The organism is Streptomyces sp. Sge12, assembly GCF_002080455.1.
In the GTDB taxonomy this organism is placed as follows: domain Bacteria; phylum Actinomycetota; class Actinomycetes; order Streptomycetales; family Streptomycetaceae; genus Streptomyces.
Map to the genome: position 1 here is coordinate 5,441,593 of NZ_CP020555.1, position 20,870 is coordinate 5,462,462.

The 20,870-nt window shown below is 73.4% G+C and carries 21 protein-coding genes and 1 riboswitch; of the genes, 9 read left to right on the forward strand and 12 right to left on the reverse strand.

Features of this window, described 5'->3' with window-relative positions; all coding sequences use genetic code 11:
- Window positions 1-163: 163 nt before the first annotated feature.
- From B6R96_RS24365 to B6R96_RS24390, 6 genes are all read right to left on the reverse strand, one after another.
- Window positions 164-1,042 carry an ECF transporter S component gene (locus tag B6R96_RS24365; protein ID WP_081523628.1) on the reverse strand — a complete coding sequence of 293 codons (879 nt, stop codon included), beginning with the start codon at window positions 1,040-1,042 and terminating at the stop codon, window positions 164-166.
- Window positions 1,039-2,904 carry an ABC transporter ATP-binding protein gene (locus tag B6R96_RS24370; RefSeq protein WP_081523629.1) on the reverse strand — a complete coding sequence of 622 codons (1,866 nt, stop codon included), beginning with the start codon at window positions 2,902-2,904 and terminating at the stop codon, window positions 1,039-1,041. The genes B6R96_RS24365 and B6R96_RS24370 overlap by 4 nt, the downstream gene beginning before the upstream one ends.
- Window positions 2,904-4,286 (reverse strand): energy-coupling factor transporter transmembrane component T, encoded by a 1,383-nt coding sequence (locus B6R96_RS24375; RefSeq protein WP_384821276.1) that lies wholly within the window; start codon window positions 4,284-4,286, stop codon window positions 2,904-2,906. Before B6R96_RS24375 ends, B6R96_RS24370 begins: the two co-directional genes overlap by 1 nt.
- On the reverse strand, window positions 4,283-4,945 hold the full coding sequence (locus B6R96_RS24380) for an SCO2322 family protein (protein ID WP_081523630.1): 663 nt from the start codon (window positions 4,943-4,945) through the stop codon (window positions 4,283-4,285). Before B6R96_RS24380 ends, B6R96_RS24375 begins: the two co-directional genes overlap by 4 nt.
- Entirely contained in the window at window positions 4,945-6,198 is a 1,254-nt protein-coding gene (locus B6R96_RS24385; protein ID WP_081523631.1) for a prenyltransferase/squalene oxidase repeat-containing protein, read from the reverse strand. Before B6R96_RS24385 ends, B6R96_RS24380 begins: the two co-directional genes overlap by 1 nt.
- Window positions 6,199-6,338: 140 nt before the next feature.
- Window positions 6,339-6,407, reverse strand: a riboswitch (cobalamin riboswitch).
- Between the two features lie 81 nt (window positions 6,408-6,488).
- Complete coding sequence (locus tag B6R96_RS24390) at window positions 6,489-7,568, reverse strand: MBL fold metallo-hydrolase (RefSeq protein WP_081525233.1); 1,080 nt, start codon at window positions 7,566-7,568, stop codon at window positions 6,489-6,491.
- A 233-nt stretch (window positions 7,569-7,801) separates the two neighbouring features.
- Between B6R96_RS24390 and B6R96_RS24395 the strand changes: the two genes are divergently transcribed.
- From B6R96_RS24395 to B6R96_RS24405, 3 genes are all read left to right on the forward strand, one after another.
- A complete protein-coding gene (locus B6R96_RS24395) occupies window positions 7,802-9,265 on the forward strand; it encodes an aldehyde dehydrogenase (protein ID WP_081523632.1) in 1,464 nt (487 codons plus the stop codon).
- Window positions 9,265-9,498 carry a ferredoxin gene (locus B6R96_RS24400; protein ID WP_030390845.1) on the forward strand — a complete coding sequence of 78 codons (234 nt, stop codon included), beginning with the start codon at window positions 9,265-9,267 and terminating at the stop codon, window positions 9,496-9,498. Before B6R96_RS24395 ends, B6R96_RS24400 begins: the two co-directional genes overlap by 1 nt.
- Before the next feature lie 169 nt (window positions 9,499-9,667).
- Entirely contained in the window at window positions 9,668-10,201 is a 534-nt protein-coding gene (locus tag B6R96_RS24405) for a GNAT family N-acetyltransferase (protein ID WP_237291505.1), read from the forward strand.
- Between the two features lie 43 nt (window positions 10,202-10,244).
- Here B6R96_RS24405 and B6R96_RS24410 read toward each other — a convergent pair whose 3' ends face one another.
- Window positions 10,245-10,868, reverse strand: coding sequence for a TetR family transcriptional regulator (locus B6R96_RS24410; protein WP_030390847.1), 624 nt, complete (start codon window positions 10,866-10,868; stop codon window positions 10,245-10,247).
- A 218-nt stretch (window positions 10,869-11,086) separates the two neighbouring features.
- Between B6R96_RS24410 and B6R96_RS24415 the strand changes: the two genes are divergently transcribed.
- The 3 genes from B6R96_RS24415 to B6R96_RS24425 all read left to right on the forward strand — a co-directional run bounded on the left by B6R96_RS24415 (window position 11,087) and on the right by B6R96_RS24425 (window position 14,288).
- A complete protein-coding gene (locus tag B6R96_RS24415; RefSeq protein ID WP_053705282.1) occupies window positions 11,087-12,406 on the forward strand; it encodes a glycosyltransferase family 4 protein in 1,320 nt (439 codons plus the stop codon).
- Window positions 12,407-12,474: 68 nt separating this feature from the next.
- Window positions 12,475-13,209, forward strand: coding sequence for a class I SAM-dependent methyltransferase (locus B6R96_RS24420; protein WP_030390849.1), 735 nt, complete (start codon window positions 12,475-12,477; stop codon window positions 13,207-13,209).
- Entirely contained in the window at window positions 13,206-14,288 is a 1,083-nt protein-coding gene (locus tag B6R96_RS24425) for a prenyltransferase (RefSeq protein ID WP_081523634.1), read from the forward strand. The genes B6R96_RS24420 and B6R96_RS24425 overlap by 4 nt, the downstream gene beginning before the upstream one ends.
- A 13-nt stretch (window positions 14,289-14,301) precedes the next feature.
- On the opposite strand, the gene B6R96_RS24430 is transcribed toward B6R96_RS24425, so the two are convergent.
- Window positions 14,302-14,604 (reverse strand): hypothetical protein, encoded by a 303-nt coding sequence (locus B6R96_RS24430; protein ID WP_078626792.1) that lies wholly within the window; start codon window positions 14,602-14,604, stop codon window positions 14,302-14,304.
- A gap of 179 nt (window positions 14,605-14,783) precedes the next feature.
- On the opposite strand from B6R96_RS24430, the gene B6R96_RS24435 reads away from it, so the two are divergent.
- The 3 genes from B6R96_RS24435 (at window position 14,784) to B6R96_RS24445 (ending at window position 16,969) form a co-directional block, all read left to right on the forward strand.
- A complete protein-coding gene (locus B6R96_RS24435) occupies window positions 14,784-15,353 on the forward strand; it encodes a hypothetical protein (RefSeq protein ID WP_081525234.1) in 570 nt (189 codons plus the stop codon).
- A gap of 661 nt (window positions 15,354-16,014) precedes the next feature.
- Window positions 16,015-16,401 carry a hypothetical protein gene (locus B6R96_RS24440; RefSeq protein WP_081523635.1) on the forward strand — a complete coding sequence of 129 codons (387 nt, stop codon included), beginning with the start codon at window positions 16,015-16,017 and terminating at the stop codon, window positions 16,399-16,401.
- A gap of 142 nt (window positions 16,402-16,543) precedes the next feature.
- A complete protein-coding gene (locus B6R96_RS24445; RefSeq protein WP_081523636.1) occupies window positions 16,544-16,969 on the forward strand; it encodes a hypothetical protein in 426 nt (141 codons plus the stop codon).
- Here B6R96_RS24445 and B6R96_RS24450 read toward each other — a convergent pair.
- From B6R96_RS24450 to B6R96_RS24465, 4 genes are all read right to left on the reverse strand, one after another.
- Window positions 16,966-17,976 carry an LLM class F420-dependent oxidoreductase gene (locus B6R96_RS24450; RefSeq protein WP_081523637.1) on the reverse strand — a complete coding sequence of 337 codons (1,011 nt, stop codon included), beginning with the start codon at window positions 17,974-17,976 and terminating at the stop codon, window positions 16,966-16,968. The genes B6R96_RS24445 and B6R96_RS24450 overlap by 4 nt on opposite strands.
- A gap of 99 nt (window positions 17,977-18,075) precedes the next feature.
- Window positions 18,076-18,897 (reverse strand): hypothetical protein, encoded by an 822-nt coding sequence (locus tag B6R96_RS24455; RefSeq protein WP_081523638.1) that lies wholly within the window; start codon window positions 18,895-18,897, stop codon window positions 18,076-18,078.
- Between the two features lie 151 nt (window positions 18,898-19,048).
- A complete protein-coding gene (locus B6R96_RS24460; RefSeq protein ID WP_030390021.1) occupies window positions 19,049-20,041 on the reverse strand; it encodes an N-acetylmuramoyl-L-alanine amidase in 993 nt (330 codons plus the stop codon).
- Window positions 20,042-20,130: 89 nt separating this feature from the next.
- Window positions 20,131-20,772, reverse strand: coding sequence for a class I SAM-dependent methyltransferase (locus B6R96_RS24465; protein ID WP_081523639.1), 642 nt, complete (start codon window positions 20,770-20,772; stop codon window positions 20,131-20,133).
- Between the last annotated feature and the right edge of the window lie 98 nt (window positions 20,773-20,870).

Here is a 20,870-nt window from a genome sequence, read left to right on the forward strand (position 1 = left end):
ACGCCCCGACGGCCTGGCAAAGGTCGCTCTTACTAGCGGTCCTCGCAGCAGGGGGCCGGCCGCCGACGCCGATCCCCGGGGGGAGTTGGGCCCGGGGGCTACTAGCCGGGCTCGTATGTGACGTGGGTCCTATGGGGCGGGTCACCGGCGGAGGCCCCGGATGTCACCCTCCGCTGTCACCCGTATGTCCGATTGTGTGTGCGTTCGACTGCCTTTGAGGGGTCGGCTCGTACGCCGTCTCGACCCCCGGATCGAAGGAGACGGGGGCGTCGAAGGCAGCTTTGCGGGTCGCCCGGCGCAGCGCCTTCAGCAGGGTGGCACCGAGCGTGAGCGTCAGTACGACCGTCAGCACGGCCCGGCCCAGGTCCCAGCCCACCGACGTCGCCAGGCAGTACGCGACGAACCGCGCCAGATTCGCGCCCACCGGATCCCCCGGACGGAAGGAGATGCCCTGTCCCATGCCCTGCAGGATGACCCAGCCCTGCAGATTCATGACCGTGCCGTACGCGAACGAGCCCGCGAAGCCGTACGCCGCCAGCATCAGCAGCTCCGCCCGCCCCCGGATCCGCTCCGCGCCCGGCAGCAGCCCCGCCCCCAGCGCGAACCAGCCCATGGCCAGCATCTGGAACGGCATCCACGGACCGACCCCGCCCGTCAGCAGGGCGGAGGCGAACATCGTCACCGAGCCCAGCACGAAACCGAAACCGGGGCCGAGCACCCGCCCGCTGAGCACCAGCAGGAAGAACATCGGCTCCAGCCCGGCCGTGCCCGCGCCCAGCGGTCTCAGCGCCGCCCCGACGGCGGCCAGCACACCGAGCATCGCCACCGCCTTGGCGTCCATGCCGTTGTCGGCGACGGTCGCCACGACGACCGCCACCAGGAGCGGGAGGAGCGCGGCGAAGAGCCAGGGGGCGTCCTGGGAGTGCGAGAGGCCCGACTGGCGGTCGGCGAGCAGCGGCCAGCCGAAGGCCGCGATGCCGATGAGGGTGACGAGGACCAGGGCGACGGCGGCGCGGGGGCCGATACGGACGGGGCGGTTCATCGGGCTTCCGCCGCCTCGAGGGCCTCGGCGACCTGGGTCACGGTGAGCCAGTGGCCCGGGGCCAGGATTTTCGCCACCTGCGGGGCGAAAGCGGGGGAGGAGACGACGACCTCCGCGGTCGGACCGTCCGCGACGACCTCGCCGCCGGCCAGGATCACCACGCGGTGGGCCAGCTCGGCGGCGAGTTCCACGTCGTGGGTGGCCAGGACGATGGCATGGCCCTCGGCGGCCAGGCCGCGCAGGATCTCGATCAGGCGGACCTTGGCGGCGTAGTCCAGGCCGCGGGTCGGCTCGTCGAGGAGCAGCAGGGCGGGGCGGCCGGTGAGGACCAGCGCCAGGGCGAGGGCCAGGCGCTGGCCCTCGGAGAGATCGCGCGGATGGATGTCGTCGGGCACGTCCGGAAGCAGCGCGGAGACGAGAGCGCGGCAGGTGCCGGGGGCCGCGGCGGCGTCGGAGTCCGCGGCGGCGCACTCGGCGGCGACCGTGTCGGCGTAGAGGAGGTCGCGGGGCTCCTGCGGGACGAGGCCGACGCGGCGCACCATCTCGGGCGGGGGCGTGCGGTGGGGGGTGCGGCCGCCGACGGTCACCTCGCCGGTGGTGGGGGCGACCGTACCGACGAGGGTGGACAGGAGGGTCGACTTGCCGGCGCCGTTGCGGCCCATGAGGGCGACGGTTTCGCCGGGAGCGACGGTGAGGGTGACCTCGTGCAGGGCCTGTACGCGGCCGCGGCGGACGGTGACCCGGTGGACCTCGGCGGGGCTGTCCCCGGGACCGGGCGCGGGAGCGGTGTCGCGAGCGGTGTCGGGGGTCGGCCGGCCGCGGCGGAGCAGCCGTGCGAGCAGCCCGGGGGCTCCGGCAACGGGGGCTCCGCCCCCGAACCCCCGCGCCTCAAACGCCGGCGAGGCTGGAAGATGCAGCTCCGCCGGCGTACGGGGCGCGGGATCCGGGGCGGAGCCCTGCGAAGCGGCGGGGCGGGCGGGTCCGGCCGCAGGGCTCGCCGCAGGCGACAGGCGGCCCGAGGGGTTCGACGGGGCCGGGCTCGCCGCAGGCGACAGGCGGGTCAGGAGGGGGGCCGAGCGGCGGCGGGCGTCGCGGATCGAGAGGGGGAGCGGGGACCAGCCCGCGAGGCGGCCCAGGGCGACCACCGGCGGGTGGACCGGGGAGACGGCCATGATCTCCGCCGGGCCGCCGATGACCGGGGCCGCGCCCGGCGAGGGCAGGAGCAGGACCCGGTCGGCGTACTGGACGACCCGCTCCAGGCGGTGCTCCGCCATCAGCACGGTCGTCCCCAGGTCGTGGACGAGGCGCTGGAGGACCGCGAGGACCTCCTCCGCCGCCGCCGGGTCGAGCGCGGACGTCGGCTCGTCCAGCACCAGCACCTTGGGGTGCGGGGTGAGGACCGAGCCGATCGCGACCCGCTGCTGCTGGCCGCCGGACAGCGTCGCGATCGGCCGGTCGCGAAGCTCGTTCAGGCCCAGCAGGTCCAGGGTCTCCTCCACCCGGCGGCGCATCACCGCAGGCGGCAGGCCCAGGGACTCCATGCCGTAGGCGAGTTCGTCCTCCACCGTGTCCGTCACGAAGTGCGCGAGCGGGTCCTGGCCGACCGTGCCGACCACGTCCGCGAGTTCGCGCGGCTTGTGGGTGCGGGTGTCGCGGCCGGCGACCGTGACCCGGCCGCGCAGGGTGCCGCCCGTGAAGTGCGGGACCAGCCCGGAGACCGCCCCCAGCAGGGTGGACTTGCCGACGCCCGACGGGCCGACCAGCAGCGTCAACTCCCCCTCGGGGATCTCCAGGTCGACGTCCCGCAGGGACGGGCCGGCCGCGCCTTCGTACGTGACCGACACCTGCTCGAAGCGGATCACTACGACGCCTCCTTGGGCGGAACGGGTGCCACGAAGGCGGGCAGCAGGCCGATCAGGATCGCGGCCGCCGGCCACAGCGGGAGCGTGGGGGCCGCGAGCGGGACCACGCCCGGGTGCAGAGCCGCCGGGTCGACGGAACCGGCGCGGATCAGCAGGGCGGCGACGGCCGCGCCCGAACCGGCGACCAGCCAGGCGCGCGGACCCCAGCGGTCCGGCCGGTAGCGGGTGCGCACCGAACGGCGGCCGCCCAGCCGCAGGCCGGCGACGGCCAGGGCGGCTCCGGCGCCGAGCACGGGGAGCCCGTACGCGGCGCCCTGCGCGGCGAGCAGGCCGTACGTGCCCGCGCACATGCCGAGGAGGCCGCCGAGGGTGAGGGCGTTGGTGGTGTGCCGGACCGCGGGCGGAACCTCGGCCGTGCGGCCGTAGCCGCGCGCGTCCATCGAGGCGGCGATGGCCACGGAACGCTCCAGGGCGCCCTCCAGGACCGGCAGGCCGATCTGGAGGATCGCCTTCACCCCGCCGGTGGGGCGGCCGCGCAGCCGCCGGGCGGTCCGCAGGCGCACGACGTCGGCGACCATGTTCGGCGCGAAGGTCATGGCGACGACGACGGCGACCCCGGCCTCGTACAGGGCGGCCGGGAGGGACTTCAGCAGCCGCGCCGGATTGGCGAGGGCGTTCGCGGCGCCGACGCACACCAGGAGGGTGGCCAGCTTCAGGCCGTCGTAGAAGGCGAAGACGAGCTGCTCGGCGGTGACGCGGCCGCCGAAGCGGATGCCCTGGGCCCAGGCCGGGAGCGGGATCTCCGGGAGGGTGAACAGGAGGTGCGAGCCGGGGAGGGGGGAGCCGAGCAGCATGGAGAAGACCAGGCGCAGGCCGATGACGAAGAGGCCGAGCTTGAGGAAGGCGCCGTAGGAACGGGCCCAGGGCGCATCGGTGCGGCGCACCGCGACCACGTACCCGGCGACGCCGATGACCAGCCCGAGGAGGAGCGGGTTGGTCGTGCGGGAGGCGGCGGTGGCGAGGCCGAGGGCCCACAGCCACCAGGCCCCCGCGTGCAGGGCGGTGGCCCGACCGGCCTGCGGGGGCCTCCACCTTTCGTACGTCGACCGGTGCGGTGGGACCTGCGCCGCGGCCTCGCGGTGGGCCTGCGGCCATGCCCGGCGGGTTCCGGCGCCCGTGGGCGTGGTGCGGGGCGCCCCGGCGGCGGGAGGCGCGGCCCGGCGTCCGGTGTTCGTGGCCGTGGTGCGGGTATCCCGGGTGGTCGGCGTGGCGTCATCGCCGGCACGGGCATCGGCGGCGGGAGCGGTTCGGGGGGTGCCGGTGGGCGGGGTGGGCGGTTCGGCGTCGTTGCCGGGGTGCGCCTCGGCGGCGGGGCCCGTCATCGGGTGCGGCGGCGGGACTGCCAGACGGCGGCCGCGGCCAGGGCGGCCACCGCGGCGATGCCCGCGAGCAGACCCGCGGACGGGCCCCCGCCCGACTTCGGAGCGGCGGACTGCGCCGGAGCCGGGGTCGCGGACTGCGCCGCGCCGTCGGCGACCTGGTCGCCGCAGCCCTGCTTCGGGTAGCCGGAGATCGCGCACAGCAGCGCCGCGCTGTTGTAGCGCAGCGGCTTGGCGACCGCGGCCAGCGCCTCGGCCGCCGTGGCGTCCGGAGCCACCTGCGCGCAGGCCGTGCGCGGGGCGGCCTCGGGCGGGGTGTCGCCGCCCGGGGCGTCGGCCGGGACGCCGAAGTCGATGACGAGCGCCACCCGCTTGCGGCCCTCCACCGCGGCGGTGGCCCCGCAGACGGCCTCGAAGTCGGCCGCCGTGCGCGGCTGGGCCGCCTGCTCCGCCGCGTCCCGGCTCACCGAGAACCGGAAGCCCTGGACGGCGCCGTCCGCCGGGCGCGCCAGCGACGGGCCCTGCGTGGCGTAAGTCCACCGGCCGCCCGCCCCGTCCCAGAACGACCAGTAGCGGTAGCCGGCCGCCAGGGCCGGAGCGGCGGCCAGCAGGGCCAGGGCGATCCCGAGGGCGAGGGCCACGGCGGGCAGGCGGCGGCGCATCAGGACTGGTTCTTCTTCCGGCGGCCGCTCAGCAGGATGCCGATGCCGATACCCGCCGCGGCGCCGGCGCCGACGATCCACCAGACGTTCTGGCCGCCGGACGGCTCGTCCTTCTCGCTGTCCACGGTGGTCGCCTCGGTGTCCGCGCCCTGCGGGGCCGGGCCGGTCGCGTTGAGCGCGGCCACCAGGTCGGTGCCGCCGAAGGACTTAGGGTCGGTTCCGGTCGCGTGCGCGGCCAGCACCAGCGTGCCCAGGGCCGCCGGGCTGCCCTTCGACCACTCGGCGGAGTTGGCCTTCAGCCACTCCAGTGCGCCCGCGGCCGACTCCTTGTGCCCGGCGGCGGCCAGGGCGATCACGGCGTCGGCGGTGTTGCCGGTGTCCGGGGCGGGCTGGTCCGCGCCCGGGGTGACGGCCGTGAGGTGGCCGTCCTTCTTGAGGGCCTCGGCCAGGTGGCCGGCGGCGCCCTGGGCGGCGGCCACCGGGTCGGCGGCGTTCGCGGCCGGGCAGGCCAGCGGGGCGGCGGGGGTGTTCTCGGCGGCGGGGACGACGGCCGCACCCTTGCCGAGGCCGGCCAGGACCGCGGCGGCCGTGGCGTCGGCGTTGGCGACGAGCTTGCCGTCGGCCGGCTGGTAGGCGAACGCGCCGCGGTCGGCGGCCGGCTCGGCGGTGCAGCCCAGCTGGAAGGGGAGCAGGCCCTCGTACGCCGACTTGCCCGCCTTCGACCTGACCTCGGCCGGCTTCTCGCCCGCCGCGGCCAGTGCGCTGATCACCACGGCCGTGGAGTTGGCGTCGCTGGGGGAGCCGGGGACGTAGCTCCAGCCGCCGTCCTCGTTCTGGACGGACTTCAGCCAGTCCACGCTCTTCTTGACGGCCGCGTCCTGGCCGCCGAGCGCCTTCAGCGCCTGCACGGCGGCCGCGGTGGCGTTCGTGTCGTACATCGTCTGCGCGTCGCACGGCAGGGCGGCGTTCGGGCGGAAGGAGGCGAAGCCGCCGTTGTCGCACTGCTGGGCGGCCAGCCAGACCATGGCCTTGACGGAGGGCTTGATGCCGACCGTGTGCTGGGCGAGCAGCGCGAACGACTGCCGCCACACGCCGTCGTAGGTGGGGTCGTTCTTGCCGTAGAGACCGGAGGGGATGGCCGGCGGCGCGGAGGGAGAGGCGGGCGGCGCGGTGTCGGCGAGGGCTGCGGGGGCGGCGCCCACGCAGAGCACGGCGGAGGCGGCGAGCGCGGCAGCGCTGCGGCGGACGTTCATGGGGGGGGCGGGTGCCTCTCGTACGGGGGAACCGGCAGCAGGCACGCACAGGCACCGGGCTCCGGCTCCGTTTACCTCGACGGTGCCGGCCGCCGGGGCTCCGGCGGCACGAGCCGTGCACCTTCGGTACGGGGCATTCCGGCTCCCCGCCCGGGCGGTGCCGGGGTGGGTCACGGTTGCGGGTCAGCGCCGGAATTGCACCGGCTTCCCCCCGTACAGAGGTGTGGACGACGGGTTCACTCTACCGGCCCGTAACCGGCGGGCTCCGGGGCGCAGGGGCCGGGCGCCCCTTACAGGGCCCGGTACGTCACCGGGTCGGTGCCCGGCATCGCCTCGGCGTGACCCTGCTTCACCAGTCGGCGCAGATGGGCCTCCGCTTCCGAGACGGCGATATTGCGGGAGCCGTACGGGATCTGCTCCCAGGGCCGGTTCCACTCCATCCGCTCGGCCAGGCCCCACGGGGTCAGCGGCTCGGCCAGCAGTGCGCGGAGCCCGGCGAGGCGTTCCTCGTGGTGGTCGAGGAGCTCCCGTACGCGGGCGGGTGCGTCGGTGAAGGCGTGCTGGTGGGCGGGGAGCACCTCGGCGGGCCCGAGCCGGCCGATGCGTTCGAGGGAGTCGAGGTAGTCGCCGAGGGGGTCGGTGACGCGGGTGTCCTCCGGGGCCTCGTACAGGCCGATGTGCGGGGAGATGCCGGGCAGCAGGTGGTCCCCGGAGAAGAGGCGCCCGTTGCCGGGGAGGTTCGCCGGATGCTGTTCCTCCAGGTGCAGGCAGACGTGGCCGGGGGTGTGGCCGGGGGTCCAGATCGCGCGCAGCCGGCGTCCGGCGAGGGGGAGGAGTTCGGCGGGGACGATCTCCCGGTCGGGGACGGCGGCGCGCAGGCCGGGCAGGGTCCGCATGCGGCCGCTCGCGCGGGCGGCGCGCAGCGGGGCGATGTGCTCCTCGGGGGCTCCGGCGGCGGCGAGCTTGTCGCTCATGTAGTCGAACCACACGCCGGGCTCGGAGGCGCGGGTGCGTACGACGACCTCGGTGTCGGCGGCGTGCATGGCGATCCAGGCGCCGGAGGCCTTGCGGACCTGGCCGGAGAGGCCGTGGTGGTCGGGGTGGTGGTGGGTGATGACGACGCCGTGGACGTCGGCGACGGCGGTGCCGAGTGCGGCGAGGCCGGCGACGAGGGTGTCCCAGGAGGCGGGGTCGTCCCAGCCGGTGTCGATGAGGACCGGGCCGCGGTCGGTGTCGAGGACGTGGACGAGGGTGTGGCCGAGGGGGTTGTCGGGGATGGGGACCTTGATGGCCCATACGCCTCCGCCGTGATCGGTGACCTGTGGCGTGTCCTCGGTGGGCTGTGACGTGCGCTCGGTGACCTGTGGCATGTCCTCGGTGGCCTGTGGGGCTTCCCCGGCGGTGTGTGACGTGCCCTCCGTCATGCGTCCTCCCCTGCTGCCGCCCTCGGATGAGAACGCGTTCCAGTAGTAGCCCAAGTCGACCACTTTCCCGGCTTCCTGACTAGCCGTTCGATCTTCTTCCCTGTTCCGTCCTGGCCGTGGACTCCTCCAACTAGAACTGGTATCAGTTCTGGAACGCCAAGCCGCAGGAGGCCTCAGCCATGACCGAGCTCGTGGAACACGGACAACTGTTCATCGGCGGGGAGTGGACGGATCCGCTGGGCACCGACACGATCCGGATCGTCTCCCCCCACACCGAGCAGGTCATCGGCTCCGTCCCGCACGCCTCGAAGGCGGACGTCGACCGCGCCGTCGCGGTCGCACGCAAGGCGTTCGACGAGGGCCCCTGGCCGCGGATGACCCTGGACGAGCGGATCGCCGTCGTCTCCCGGATCAAGGACGCCATCGCCGTCCGGCACGAGGAGATAGCCCGGTCCATCAGCTCCCAGAACGGCTCCCCCTACTCCTGGAGCATCCTCGCCCAGGCCCTCGGCCCGATGATGGTCTACGACGCCGCGATCACGGTCGCCCGCGCCTACCCGTACGAGGAGTACCGCCAGGGCGTGCTCGGCCCGATCCTGGTGCGGCGGGAGCCGGTGGGCGTGGTCGCCGCCGTCATCCCGTGGAACGTCCCGCAGTTCGTCGCGGCGGCCAAGCTGGCGCCGGCGCTCCTGACGGGCTCGGCGGTGATCCTCAAGCCGTCGCCCGAGGCGCCGCTGGACTCCTACATCCTCGCCGACATCGCACGGGAGGCCGGACTCCCCGAGGGCGTCCTGTCGATCCTGCCCGCCGACCGCGAGGTCAGCGAGTACCTGGTCGGCCACCCCGGCATCGACAAGGTCGCCTTCACCGGCTCGGTCGCGGCCGGCCGGCGCGTGATGGAGGTCGCCGCCCGCAACCTCACCCGCGTCACCCTCGAACTCGGCGGCAAGTCCGCCGCCGTGATCCTGCCCGACGCCGACCTCGACGCCACCATCGCCGGGATCGTGCCCGCGGCCTGGATGAACAACGGCCAGGCGTGCGTGGCCCAGACCCGCGTCCTCGCCCCCCGCAGCCGGTACGAGGAGGTGGCCGAGGCCCTCGCGGCGGCGGCCGGCGCACTCGTGGTCGGCGACCCGCTCGACCCGGCGACGCAACTCGGCCCGCTCGTGGCCCGGCGGCAGCAGCAACGCTCCCTGGACTACATCCGGATCGGGCAGGAGGAGGGCGCGAAGGTCCTGTCGGGCGGCGGCCGCCCGGCGGGCCTGGACCGCGGCTGGTACGTGGAGCCCACCCTCTTCGGCGACGTGGACAACTCCATGCGGATCGCACGCGAGGAGATCTTCGGCCCGGTCGTCTGCCTGATCCCGTACGGGGACGAGGCCGAGGCCGTACGGGTCGCCAACGACTCGGAGTTCGGCCTCAGCGGCAGCGTCTGGACCGGCGACGTCGAGCACGGCATCGACTTCGCCCGGCAGATCCGCACCGGAACCTTCAACGTCAACACCTTCAGCCTGGACATGCTCGGCCCGTTCGGCGGCTACAAGAACAGCGGCGTGGGCCGGGAGTTCGGCCCGGAGGGACTGAGCGAGTACCTGGAGCACAAGATGATCCACCTCCCGGCGGGCCATGAGGCGGGTGCCTGATGGGTGACCGCTGGCAGGTCGAAGTGGACCGCGGGGTCTGCATCGGCTCGGGCATGTGCGTGAACCACGCCCCGGACGGCTTCGTCCTGGACTCGGCACGCCAGTCCCACCCGCGCACCGCCGAATCGGACGCGAACGAGCCGATCCTGACGGCGGCGGAAGGCTGCCCGGTCGAAGCCATCCTGATCACCCTGGCGGCCACGGGCGAACCGGTGTTTCCGCCGGAGGACTGACGGGCGCGGCGGAGCCCCGGTACCGGACGCGCGGTACCGGGGCCCGCCGCGAACCTGCCCGGGCGGCCGCAGTGCACCGCCGCGGGTGCGCCGGTTCGCCGGGCCGAACCGGCGTCGCACGCCCTCCGACCTCGTGCGGAGGCGCGGAGCGCCGTGCCAGACTGCCCGCATGACCGCCCCCACAGCCCCGCAGATATCCGTCCGTGCCATGACCGAGGCGGACATCGAGGCCGTCTCCACCCTGCGTGTCCGTGGATGGCAGCACGCCTACGCCGGCTTGATGCCCCAGGCCTATCTCGACGGGCTCAGCATCGCCGACGACGCCGCCCGACGACGCGGCTACTTCAGCGAGGCGTCCGGCGAAATGACCAACCTCGTCGCCGAGAGCGCGGACGGCGCCGTCGTCGGCTGGGCATGCTTCGGACCGGCCCGCGGCGACGACCTCCCCCGCGGCGAGGGCGAGCTGTACGCCATCTACGCCCGCCCGGACCTCATCGGCACCGGCATCGGACGGGCCCTCCTGGACGAGGTCCTCCTCCGGGCCCCGTACCTGGCGCTGCGCCTGTGGGTCCTCGAGGGCAACACCCGCGCCCGCACCTTCTACGAGCGCGCCGGCTTCAGCCCCGACGGCGCGGTGTGCGCCGACCCCGTCGAGGGCGTCCCCGTACCCGAGGTGCGCTACCACCGCCCCAGCGCCCGCTAGGCCCTCTCTTCCGGATCGTGCCGGACTGCCCCCAGCGGCTGCTTCAGGCCTTTTCCGGGGACGTCAGGTCGATCAGGCGGCACACCGTTTCGATGTCTATCTTGACCTGGGCGATCGACGCACGGCCGGAAAGCCACGTGATCAGTGCCGAGTGCCAGGTGTGCTCGATGACGCGGACCGCCGAGAGCTGTTCCGCCGTCGGGGGATGCTCCAGTCCCATCGCGTCCAGGATGATCGCCGTGGTCAGCCGGGACACCGTGTCAACCTCGGGGCTCACACTGCGGTCCGCGAACGTCAGTGCCCGCACCATCGCGTCGGCCAGCTGCGGCTCCCGCTGGAGGGCGCGGAAGGCCCGCATCAGGGTCTCCGCGACCCGGGCCGCCGGATCGTCCCCGGCCGGCGGCCGTTTGCGCAGCGTCGTGTGCATGTGCTGGAGCTGGTCCTGCATGGTGGCGACCAGCAGGTGCACCTTGGAAGGGAAGTAGCGGTAGAGCGTGCCCAGCGCCACGCCCGCCGCTTCCGCGACCTCGCGCATCTGGACCGCGTCGAAACCGCCCCGGCTGGCCAGCTGGGCGCTGGCGTGCAGGATCCGGCGGCGGCGCGCTTCCTGGCGCTCCGTCAGGGGAGGCGACGCCGGTGTGGTGACGGCCTTCACTTCCGCTGTCATGTGTCCCGTTCCGTGTCGTTGCGCGGGCTGAATCCGGGCTGGTCCGCGGCCAGCATCGCAGGCGTCGGAGCCGTGGCGCGAATCACCTGCTCCGCCTCTTACGGTGTGGTTTCCGGCCGGTAGATTCAATGGTCTTCAACGGATCAAGTCTGAAACTTGTTCTACATTATGCGAGCGGTTACGCTCCGGCGAAAGTTGCAGTGAGAAGGGGGCCGAGAGTGACCGCTGAGGCCATGGTGACGAGCCCTTTCGAGGGTTCCGCCGCCGACGGCGATCGCCCGCTGCGTATCGCACTCCTCACCTATAAGGGGAACCCGTTCTGCGGCGGCCAGGGCGTCTACGTCCGCCACCTCTCGCGCGAGCTCGTACAGCTGGGGCACTCCGTCGAAGTCATCGGCGCACAGCCCTACCCGGTGCTCGACACGGGCGCCTCGCTCACCGAGCTCCCGAGCCTGGACCTGTACCGCAGCCCCGACCCCTTCCGCACGCCGAAGCGCGACGAATACCGCGACTGGATCGACGCCCTCGAGGTCGCCACCATGTGGACCGGCGGCTTCCCCGAGCCGCTCACCTTCTCGCTGCGCGCCCGCCGTCATCTGGCCGCGCGCGCCGGCGACTTCGACGTCATCCACGACAACCAGACCCTCGGCTACGGCCTCCTCGCCGACCTCGGCGCCCCCCTGGTCACGACGATCCACCACCCGATCACCGTCGACCGCAAGCTCGACCTCGACGCCGCCACCGGCCGCGTGAAGCGGGCCTCCGTACGCCGCTGGTACGCCTTCACCCGCATGCAGGGCCGCGTGGCCCGCCGCCTGCCGTCCGTACTCACCGTCTCCGGCTCCTCCAAGCAGGAGATCGCCCAGCACCTCGGCGTCCGGGACGAACGCATCCACGTCGTGCACATCGGCGCCGACACCGACCTCTGGTCGCCGGACCCGTCCGTGGCCGAAGTACCCGGCCGCATCGTCACCACCTCCAGCGCCGACGTACCGCTCAAGGGGCTCGTCCACCTCGTCGAAGCCCTCGCGAAGCTGCGCACCGAACGGCCCGAGGCCCACCTCGTCGTCGTCGGCAAGCGCGCCGAACAGGGCCCGGTCGCCCGCGCCATCGAGACGTACGGCCTCCAGGACGCCGTCCGCTTCGTCAAGGGCATCACCGACGCCGAACTCGTCGACCTCGTCCGCAGCGCGCAGATCGCCTGCGTGCCCTCCCTCTACGAAGGCTTCTCGCTCCCCGCGGCCGAAGCCATGGCCACCGGCACCCCGCTCGTCGCCACCACCGGCGGCGCGATCCCCGAGGTCGCCGGAACCGACGGCGAGACCTGCCTCGCGGTGCCCCCGGGCGACGCGGGCGCGCTGGCCGCCGCACTGGGCCGGATGCTCGGCGACCCCGAACTGCGGGCCCGCCTCGGCGCCGCCGGGCGCGAACGGGTCCTGACCCGGTTCACCTGGGCCGCAGCCGCCAAGGGCACCGTCGCGCACTACCGCGCCGCCATCGAGCAGACCGCCGCCGGCCGCACCCGCAGGGCGCGCTGACCTTCCGCTCCCCCCCCCCCGCTTCTCCCCATCCCCGAACACCCCCGCGACCGCGAAGGCAGGACCCCGTGCTGACCGTCGATTTCTCCCGGTTCCCGCTCGCCGCAGGCGACCGCGTACTCGACCTGGGCTGCGGCGCAGGCCGGCACGCCTTCGAGTGCTACCGGAGAGGCGCCCAGGTGGTCGCCGTCGACCGCAACGGCGAGGAGATCCGCGAGGTCGCCAAGTGGTTCGCCGCCATGAAGGAAGCCGGTGAGGCCCCCGTCGGAGCCACCGCCACCGCCATGGAGGGCGACGCACTCGCCCTGCCCTTCCCCGACGACTCCTTCGACGTCGTCATCATCTCCGAGGTGATGGAGCACATCCCCGACGACAAGGGCGTGCTCGCCGAGATGGTCCGCGTGCTCAAGCCCGGCGGGCGCATCGCCATCACCGTGCCGCGCTACGGCCCCGAGAAGATCTGCTGGGCGCTCTCCGACGCCTACCACGAGGTCGAGGGCGGCCACATCCGCATCTACAAGGCGGACGAACTGCTCGGCAAGATGAGGGCCGCAGGCCTCAAGCCGTACGGCACGCACCACGCGCACGGCCTGCACTCCCCGTACTGGTGGCTCAAGTGCGCCTTCGGCGTCGACAACGACAAGGCGCTGCCCGTCAAGGCGTACCACAAGCTCCTGGTCTGGGACATCATGAAGAAGCCGATGGCCACGCGGCTCGCCGAGCAGGCCCTGAACCCGCTCATCGGCAAGAGCTTCGTGGCATACGCCACCAAGCCCCACCTTCCCGTCGGCGCCACCCAGTGAGCACGCCCGGGCGCACCGAACACCTCGTCCTGGACGGCGTACTGACGGCCGAACAGGCCGCCGAGACGGTGGCCGGCATCCTCGCCGCACAGCGCGCCGACGGCGCCATACCGTGGTTCCGCGGACACCACCTGGACCCGTGGGACCACACCGAGGCCGCCATGGCCCTCGACGCGGCCGGTGAACACGAAGCCGCGGACCGGGCCTACACATGGCTGGCACGGCACCAGAACCAGGACGGCTCCTGGTACGCGGCCTACGCCGACCGGCCGGACGGCGTGGACACCACGGAGCCGCAGGACCCGAGCCGCGAGAGCAACTTCACCGCCTACATAGCCGTCGGCGTGTGGCACCACTACCTCTCCACCGGCGACGACACCTTCCTCGACCGCATGTGGCCGGCCGTCTACGCGGCCGTGGAATGCGTCCTGACGCTCCAGCAGCCCGGCGGCGAGATCGGCTGGAAGCGGGAGGCCGACGGCACGGCCGTCACCGACGCCCTCCTCACCGGCTCCTCCTCCATCCACCAGGCACTGCGCTGCGCGCTCGCCATCGCCGAACACCGTGAGGAACCGCAGCCCGACTGGGAGCTCGCGGCGGGCGCACTGCGGCACGCCATCCAGCGCCACCCGGAGCGCTTCCTCGACAAGAACCACTACTCGATGGACTGGTACTACCCCGTCCTCGGCGGAGCCCTGACCGGCTCCGAGGCCAAGGCGCGCATCGACGGGCGCTGGGACGAATTCGTGGTCCCGGACCTGGGCGTGCGCTGCGTCCTGCCCAACCCGTGGGTGACCGGCGGCGAGTCCTGCGAGCTGGCGCTCGCACTGTGGGCGACAGGGGAGTCCGACCGGGCGCTGGAGATCCTCCGCTCGATCGGCCACCTGCGTGCGGACAACGGCATGTACTGGACGGGCTACGTGTTCCAGGACGACGCCATCTGGCCGGTCGAGCAGACCACCTGGACCGCCGGGTCCCTGCTGCTGGCCGTCGCGGCACTCGGCGGGGACGAGGCCACCACCGAAGTGTTCGGCGGTACCTCGCTCCCGGCCGGGCTGGAACCGGACTGCTGCGGGTGATGCCGCCGGCCGGTCAGCGGCGGTAGAGCCAGCCGGCGATGGCGTGGCCGACGAGGAGGTAGGTGACGGCGGCTATGCCGTAGCCGACCACGACCTGGACCCATTCACGGCTGAAAGTGAACAGGTCGTAGGACCAGGTCGCGAGCCAGGAGGCCACGTCATGGATGAGGTCGACCAGGGAGTTGCCCTGGTTGGCGTCGAGGAAGTAGAGCAGGATCCAAAGTGCGATCACGAAGGCGAGCACGTCCGCCACAAGTGCGACGGCACGTCCTGCCTGACTGCTCCCTCGGGTGCGTGCTCGTGTGTGAGTGCTCATACGGCCCGTGTTGCCGCGTCGGCGTGTCGTAAACCCGAACGGGTTCCCCGGGTGGCGGCCCCGGAGGGCCGGGGTGAGGCTGCGGAGGACGCCTCAGTCCCCGGAGGGAAACCGTGTCCGTACCCACGACCGTCCGATTTCGTCGCGCCGTTGCGGCGGTGGTCCTGTCCACCGCGCTGATGGTCGGCGCCACCGCATGCGGAAGCGGGGGCAGCGGCCCGCGCGAGGAGCTCTCCGCCGCGTCGATGGGGGAGCTGGCCGCCCTCGCGGCGGCGGAGCCCGTCGCCGCCGAAGCCGACGAACTGGCCGCGGTGACGCCGTCGCCCAGCACGTCCGCCGAGAAGCAGAAGTTCGCCAAGACCCGCTTCGTCGCCAACGCGAGCCTGGCCGCCGGTGCGACGTACCAGTGGATCGTGAAGCCGTACCGCGCGGGCAAGTTCAAGAAGGGCGCCAAGGGGCGCACCTTCGCACTGATCAAGGCGGGGCTCGCGGGCGCCTTCGCGTACAACCGGCTGAAGGCGGCGACCCAGAACGCGAAGGGCGACCCGCTGCTGGCGAAGGCGGTGGCCCCGCTCGCGGCAGGCATCGAGTCCCTCAAGGGCCTCGGCAGCAAGCTGCGCAAGGGGCAGGCGGGGGACGGCGACATCGACGCCTTCGACAGCGTCATCAACAGCGTGAAGGAAGCCGGGCAGTCCGCGGGTGCGACCGTGACGGACAAGGTCCCGAGCGCGTCCCAACTCGGCGGCTGACCCCTCCCCGGGGGTGTGGCCCGGGACCCGCGTCTGCCCTGGCCGGGCGGTGCGGGTTGTTTTCCCGGGTGCGGCCCGGTGGCCGCGCCTCAATCGCCGGCGGGGCTGGGTTTGGCTTCGGGTGGGGCGGTGCCCGTCCCGGGGGGTGGCCCGGGGGCTTCCTGTGCCCTGGCCGGGCGGTGGGGGTTGTTTTTCCGGGTGCGGGCCGGTGGCCGCGCCTCAAACGCCGGCGGGGCTGGGTTTGGCTTCGGGTGGGGCGGTGCCCCTCCGGGGGCTCTCCTCGGCTTGCGGAGCGCGGCCGGGCCGGAATGGGATTCGGGGGTGGATCCGCGTCGCCTGCGGGGAGCCCCCGGAGTGTCCCCGCCCCACGGCCCCTTCGATGGTCGGGCGGGGTGATCCGCCGGGGTGGGGGTGTGGCGACGGTGGGGGGTGTCCCCGCAGGCGACGCGGATCCACCCCCGTCCGGCAGCGCGGTACCGCGTCCTCCGCAAGCCGAGGAGACACCCCCCGGCGGCGCCGCGCCCCCACCCCCTGTTCCGGCCCCGCCCGGGCGGCACCACCCAGCCCCGCCGGCGTTTGAGGCGCGGCCACCGAGCCGCACTCGGGAGAGAAGGCCGCACTCGGGAGAGAAGGCCGCACTCGGGACTGGTTCAATGGGTGGGTGATCGAGATCGTGGTGGTCGGGCTCGGCGCCGTCGGGGCCGGGTGGCTGCTGCGGCACTGGCATCGGCAGAGGCTCGCCGGGGCCGTCCCCGGGATCCCGTGCATGGCGCGGGTTCCGGCCGGCGAGGGCCGGTGGCGGGCCGGGCGGCTGTCCGCCGAGGACGGCGCGGCCCGGTGGGTGCCGGAGCGCGGGGAGGCCGTGGACCTGCCCGGTGCGCGGGCGACCGGGGTGCGGGTGCCCTCCGTGAAGGAGGGGATCGTCATCAACCCCGGCTCGCGGATCGTGACCTGCACCTACGGCGACGGCAGCGGCATCGAGATCGCCGTCATGCCGCTGGACGTCCGTGAACTGCTGGCTTCCGTACCGCAGGTGGACGCCCCGTAGATAGCAGGCTTTTCGGCGTCCCGGTGACAGGACGTCGAATTCTCCCGTGAATTCGGGTGGGTGTGCCGGGATTCATGGAGACGTCGGGTTCTCGCCCCACGATGGTGGCGCCAGAATCCATTCCGACGCTCCAGGAGAATCCATGCGCATGCGTACGCTCGCGGTCGCCGTCGCCGCTCTCACGGCCGGTGCCATCGGCTTCGCGCCGGCCGCCGCCGCCGACACCGTGACCACCACCCCGCCTCTGCCCTGGTCGTTGGGGTTGCAGACGGCGAGCGGCTCCGGGACCAGTCACTGGACCACCGTCACCCGGAACGACGGCTACACGCTCTCGCACGAGCTCACCGTCGACGGGACGCTGACCAACACCGGCTCCGGCTGTTATCGGGTGGAAGTCGCGGAGTTCGTATTCGGCTTCCCGAGCGCCGTGCACGATGCCGGAAAGATTTGCGGTGCCGGGACCATTCCCGTGCATTACCAGGGCACTGCCTACAATGCGAGCCTTTACCTCTGTGCCGTCCATCCGAAGGGCGGCTGCACGGCGATGGCGGGACCGGCCCGGTTCTAGCTGTTGAGTTCCGCGAGGACGCGCAGTGTGTGCGGGTCCGGGGCGGTGAGGAGGAGGTCGGTCACCGGGCCCTTGCGCCAGAGGTCGAGGCGTTCTGCGATCCGTTCGCGGGGGCCGATGAGGGAGATCTCGTCGGCGAACGCGTCGGGTACGGACAGGACCGCCTCCTCCTTGCGGCCCGCGAGGAACAGCTCCTGGATGCGCCGGGCCTCCTCCTCGTAGCCCATGCGGGCCATCAGGTCGGCGTGGAAGTTGCGGGCCGCGTGGCCCATGCCGCCGATGTAGAAGCCGAGCATGGCCTTGACCGGCAGCAGTCCTTCCGCGACGTCGTCGCAGACCTTGGCGCGGGCCATCGGCGCGATCATGAAGCCGTCGGGGAGGTCGGTGAGGGAGGCCCGGTAGACGTCGGTGCGGGTCGGTGACCAGTACAGGGGCAGCCAGCCGTCCGCGATGCGGGTGGTCTGGGCGATGTTCTTGGGGCCCTCCGCGCCGAGGAGGACCGGCAGGTCCGCGCGGAGCGGGTGGGTGATGGGCTTGAGCGGTTTGCCGATGCCGGTGCCGTCGGCGCCGCGGTAGGGGTGGCTGTGGAAGCGGCCGTCCAGGGCGACGGGGGCTTCGCGGCGCAGTACCTGGCGGATGACGTCCACGTACTCGCGGGTGGCGGTGAGCGGGCTGGAGGGGAAGGGACGCCCGTACCAGCCCTCGACCACCTGCGGCCCGGACAGGCCGAGGCCGAGCATCATCCGGCCGCCGGAGAGGTGGTCCAGGGTCAGGGCGTGCATGGCGGTGGCGGTCGGGGTGCGGGCGGCCATCTGGGCGATGGCGGTGCCCAGGCGGATCCGCGAGGTGTGCGCGGCGATCCAGGTCAGCGGGGTGAAGGCGTCCGAGCCCCAGGCCTCGGCGGTCCACACCGAGTGGTAGCCGAGGTTCTCGGCCTCGGTGGCGAGGTCGAGGTGGGCGGGACTGGGGCCGCGGCCCCAGTAGCCGAGTGCGAGTCCGAGGCGCATCTGCGGTCCCTTCAGAATCTGACGAGGCGTCAGGTGACTGTAGGGCAACGGCCCCCCGCCCGGAAGGGCGGGGGGCCGTCGGCCGGGTCCGGGGCGCGGTCAGCCGCGCTGGATGCCCGAGGTGTCGTTCAGGACGCCGCGGCGTCCGTCCTGGGTCTGGGCGATCAGGGTGGCCGCGCCACGCTGCTCGACGGCCAGGTACCAGGTGCCGGGCGCGAGCTCGGCGATCGGCGACGGCGAGCCGTCCTCCCCGTAGAGCGGGCGGGCCACCGGCACCGCGAACCAGAACGGCGTGAATTCCGCCGCCGGGGCCGGGGCCGGGGTCTGCTGCGAGTCCTGCGGACCGGGACCCGGGTTCGGGCTGCCGCCGTACGGCGGGACCGGCTGCGGGGTGGAACCGTACGGGGTCTGCTGCGCGCCCGGGTAGCCGTACCCGGCGCCCGGCTGGGGCTGGCCCGGCTGCCCGCCGTACGGCGGGACGGCGGCCGGCTTCGGGTCCGGTACGAGCTGGCCGGCCAGCGCCGGGACCTTGGCGCCGAACAGGGCCACGCCGGCCAGGGCCAGCGTCGCGAGGAAGGCGAGGATGGAGCCCGCGCCCAGGTCGAGCAGGGCCGGGCAGGTGATCAGCGACCACAGCGCCGACCAGGCGGCCGAGACGGCGAGCACGGTGCCCCACGCCGACAGCGGCAGGCCGAGGACCTTGCGGCTCTCCGGCTGGAAGCGGGCCGCGATCAGCAGGCCGACGGCGACGAAGCCGATCAGGAAGACGCTGGGGAGCACCAGGTGGTAGGAGTCGGTGTCCCACGCGCTCGGCAGGTCGCTGTTGGTCGCGGAGTAGAAATCGAGGAACGAGGCGATGAACAGCAGCGCCGCTGCTCCGATCACCACGCCGTCGCCTCGAGTGAGGGAGCGGATGTTCACGTCTCAGGTGTCCTTCTCGTTCTCGGTCGTCTCGTGGTGCCGCGGTCGCAGAGCGTGCCTGGAGCGGGGCGGGCGGCACCATGGTACGGAGCTTTCCGGCGGCCGAGATGATCGGGTCGGCGGGTGGTCCCGCCGGGCTCCCCGAGAGGGACTACCCGCCGAGGAAGCCGACGATGCCGTCCGCGATGCCCTGGGCCGCCTTCTGCCGCCACTCCGGACTCGTCAGTTGCGCCGCGTCCTTGGCGTCACGCATGTTGCCGCATTCGATGAACACCTTGGGCTGAGTTGACAGGTTCAGTCCGCCCAGATCGTCGCGGACGACCAAGCCGGTGCCGCTGCCGAGGTAGTTGGCGGGGGCGGAACCGGTGGTGCGGGCGAAGTTCCCGGCGATCCGCTCGCCGAGTTCCCGGGACGGTCCGACGATCTTCGAGGTGTCTGCGGCGCCGCCCTTGACCTTGGCGGGAAGGATGACGTGGAAGCCGCGGTTGCCCGCCGAGACCCCGTCCGCGTGGACGGAGACGACGGCGTCGGCCTTCGCCTCGTTGCCGATGCGGGCGCGCTCGGTGATGCAGGGGCCCCACGGGCGGTCGGCCTGGTGGGTGAGGACCACCTTGGCGCCCTGGGCCTCCAGTGCGGTCCGCAGGCGCCGGGAGACGTCGAGGGTGAAGTCCGCCTCCTTGTAGCCGGCGTTCGTCGTGGTGCCGGTGGTGTCGCACTCCTTGCGGGCCGTGCCGATGTCGACCTGCTGGTCGATCTCGTCGGTGTGCTGGAAGTTGCCGACGTTGTGCCCGGGGTCGACGACCACGGTCTTGCCGGTGAGCGGGCCCTTGGCGGGGGCGGGCGCGGCCGCCGGAGTGCTCGTACTGGCACTGGGGCTCGTACTCGCGCTCTCGCTCGGGGTGGAGCCGGGCTTCGCGTCCCGCTGGCCCGGCGAAAGGGCCGAGTGGGAGGCGGGCTGCGGCGCCGAGGGGGCCCCGTCGGAACCGGACCCGGCGAAGGCCTGGGTCAGGACCCAGCCCGCCAGAGCGGCCGGCGCGAGCGCGGCCACCCCGACGACGAGCGTCGAGCGTCGGGTGAACCAGGGCCGGTCCGGGTTGACGGAGGAGCCGGACTCGGGGGGCGGGGGGCTGTCGTCATTGCGCACGCGGCGATGCTAGACCCGGCGTCCCGCGCCCGTCCGGACCGTAGGCCGTCCGGGGGCGTGGTGTGATTGTCGGTCCGCCGTTCGTCGGCTCAGATGCCCGCGCCCGTGCGGCGCAGCACGCGCAGCGAGTCGGTGACCGAGACCTCTTCGAAGGCACCGGAGGCGAGGGCCCGCAGGTAGATCCGGTACGGGGCCTGGCCACCGTCGGCCGGGTCCGGGAAGACGTCGTGGATGACGAGCGTGCCACCCACCGCGACGTGCGGGGCCCAGCCCTCGTAGTCGCCGGTCGCGTGCTCGTCGGTGTGGCCGCCGTCGATGAAGACGAAGCCCAGCTCGCCGCCCCAGGTGGCCGCCACCTGCGGGGAGCGGCCCACGATCGCGATCACGTGGTCCTCCAGCCCAGCCCGGTGCAGGGTCCGGCGGAAGGTCGGCAGCGTGTCCATCAGCCCGATCTCCGGGTCCACGACCGTCGGGTCGTGGTACTCCCAGCCCGGCTGCTGCTCCTCGCTGCCCCGGTGGTGGTCGACGGTGATCGCGGCCACGCCGGCCTCGCGGGCCGCGTCGGCGAGCAGGATGGTGGAGCGGCCGCAGTACGTACCGACCTCCAGCAGCGGCAGCCCGAGCGACCCGGCCGCCGCGGCCGCCTCGTACAGGGCGAGACCCTCCCGTACGGGCATGAACCCCTTGGCGGCCTCGAAGGCGGCGATGGTCTCCGGCTTGGGGGTGGCCATGGTTCCTCCGGCGGTGATCGTGTGTGGCGGCCCATGGTGCCTTACCCGCTGGTAGGACGCTACGGCCGGGGTGGGGTGCGTCGCATTCCGACCGACCG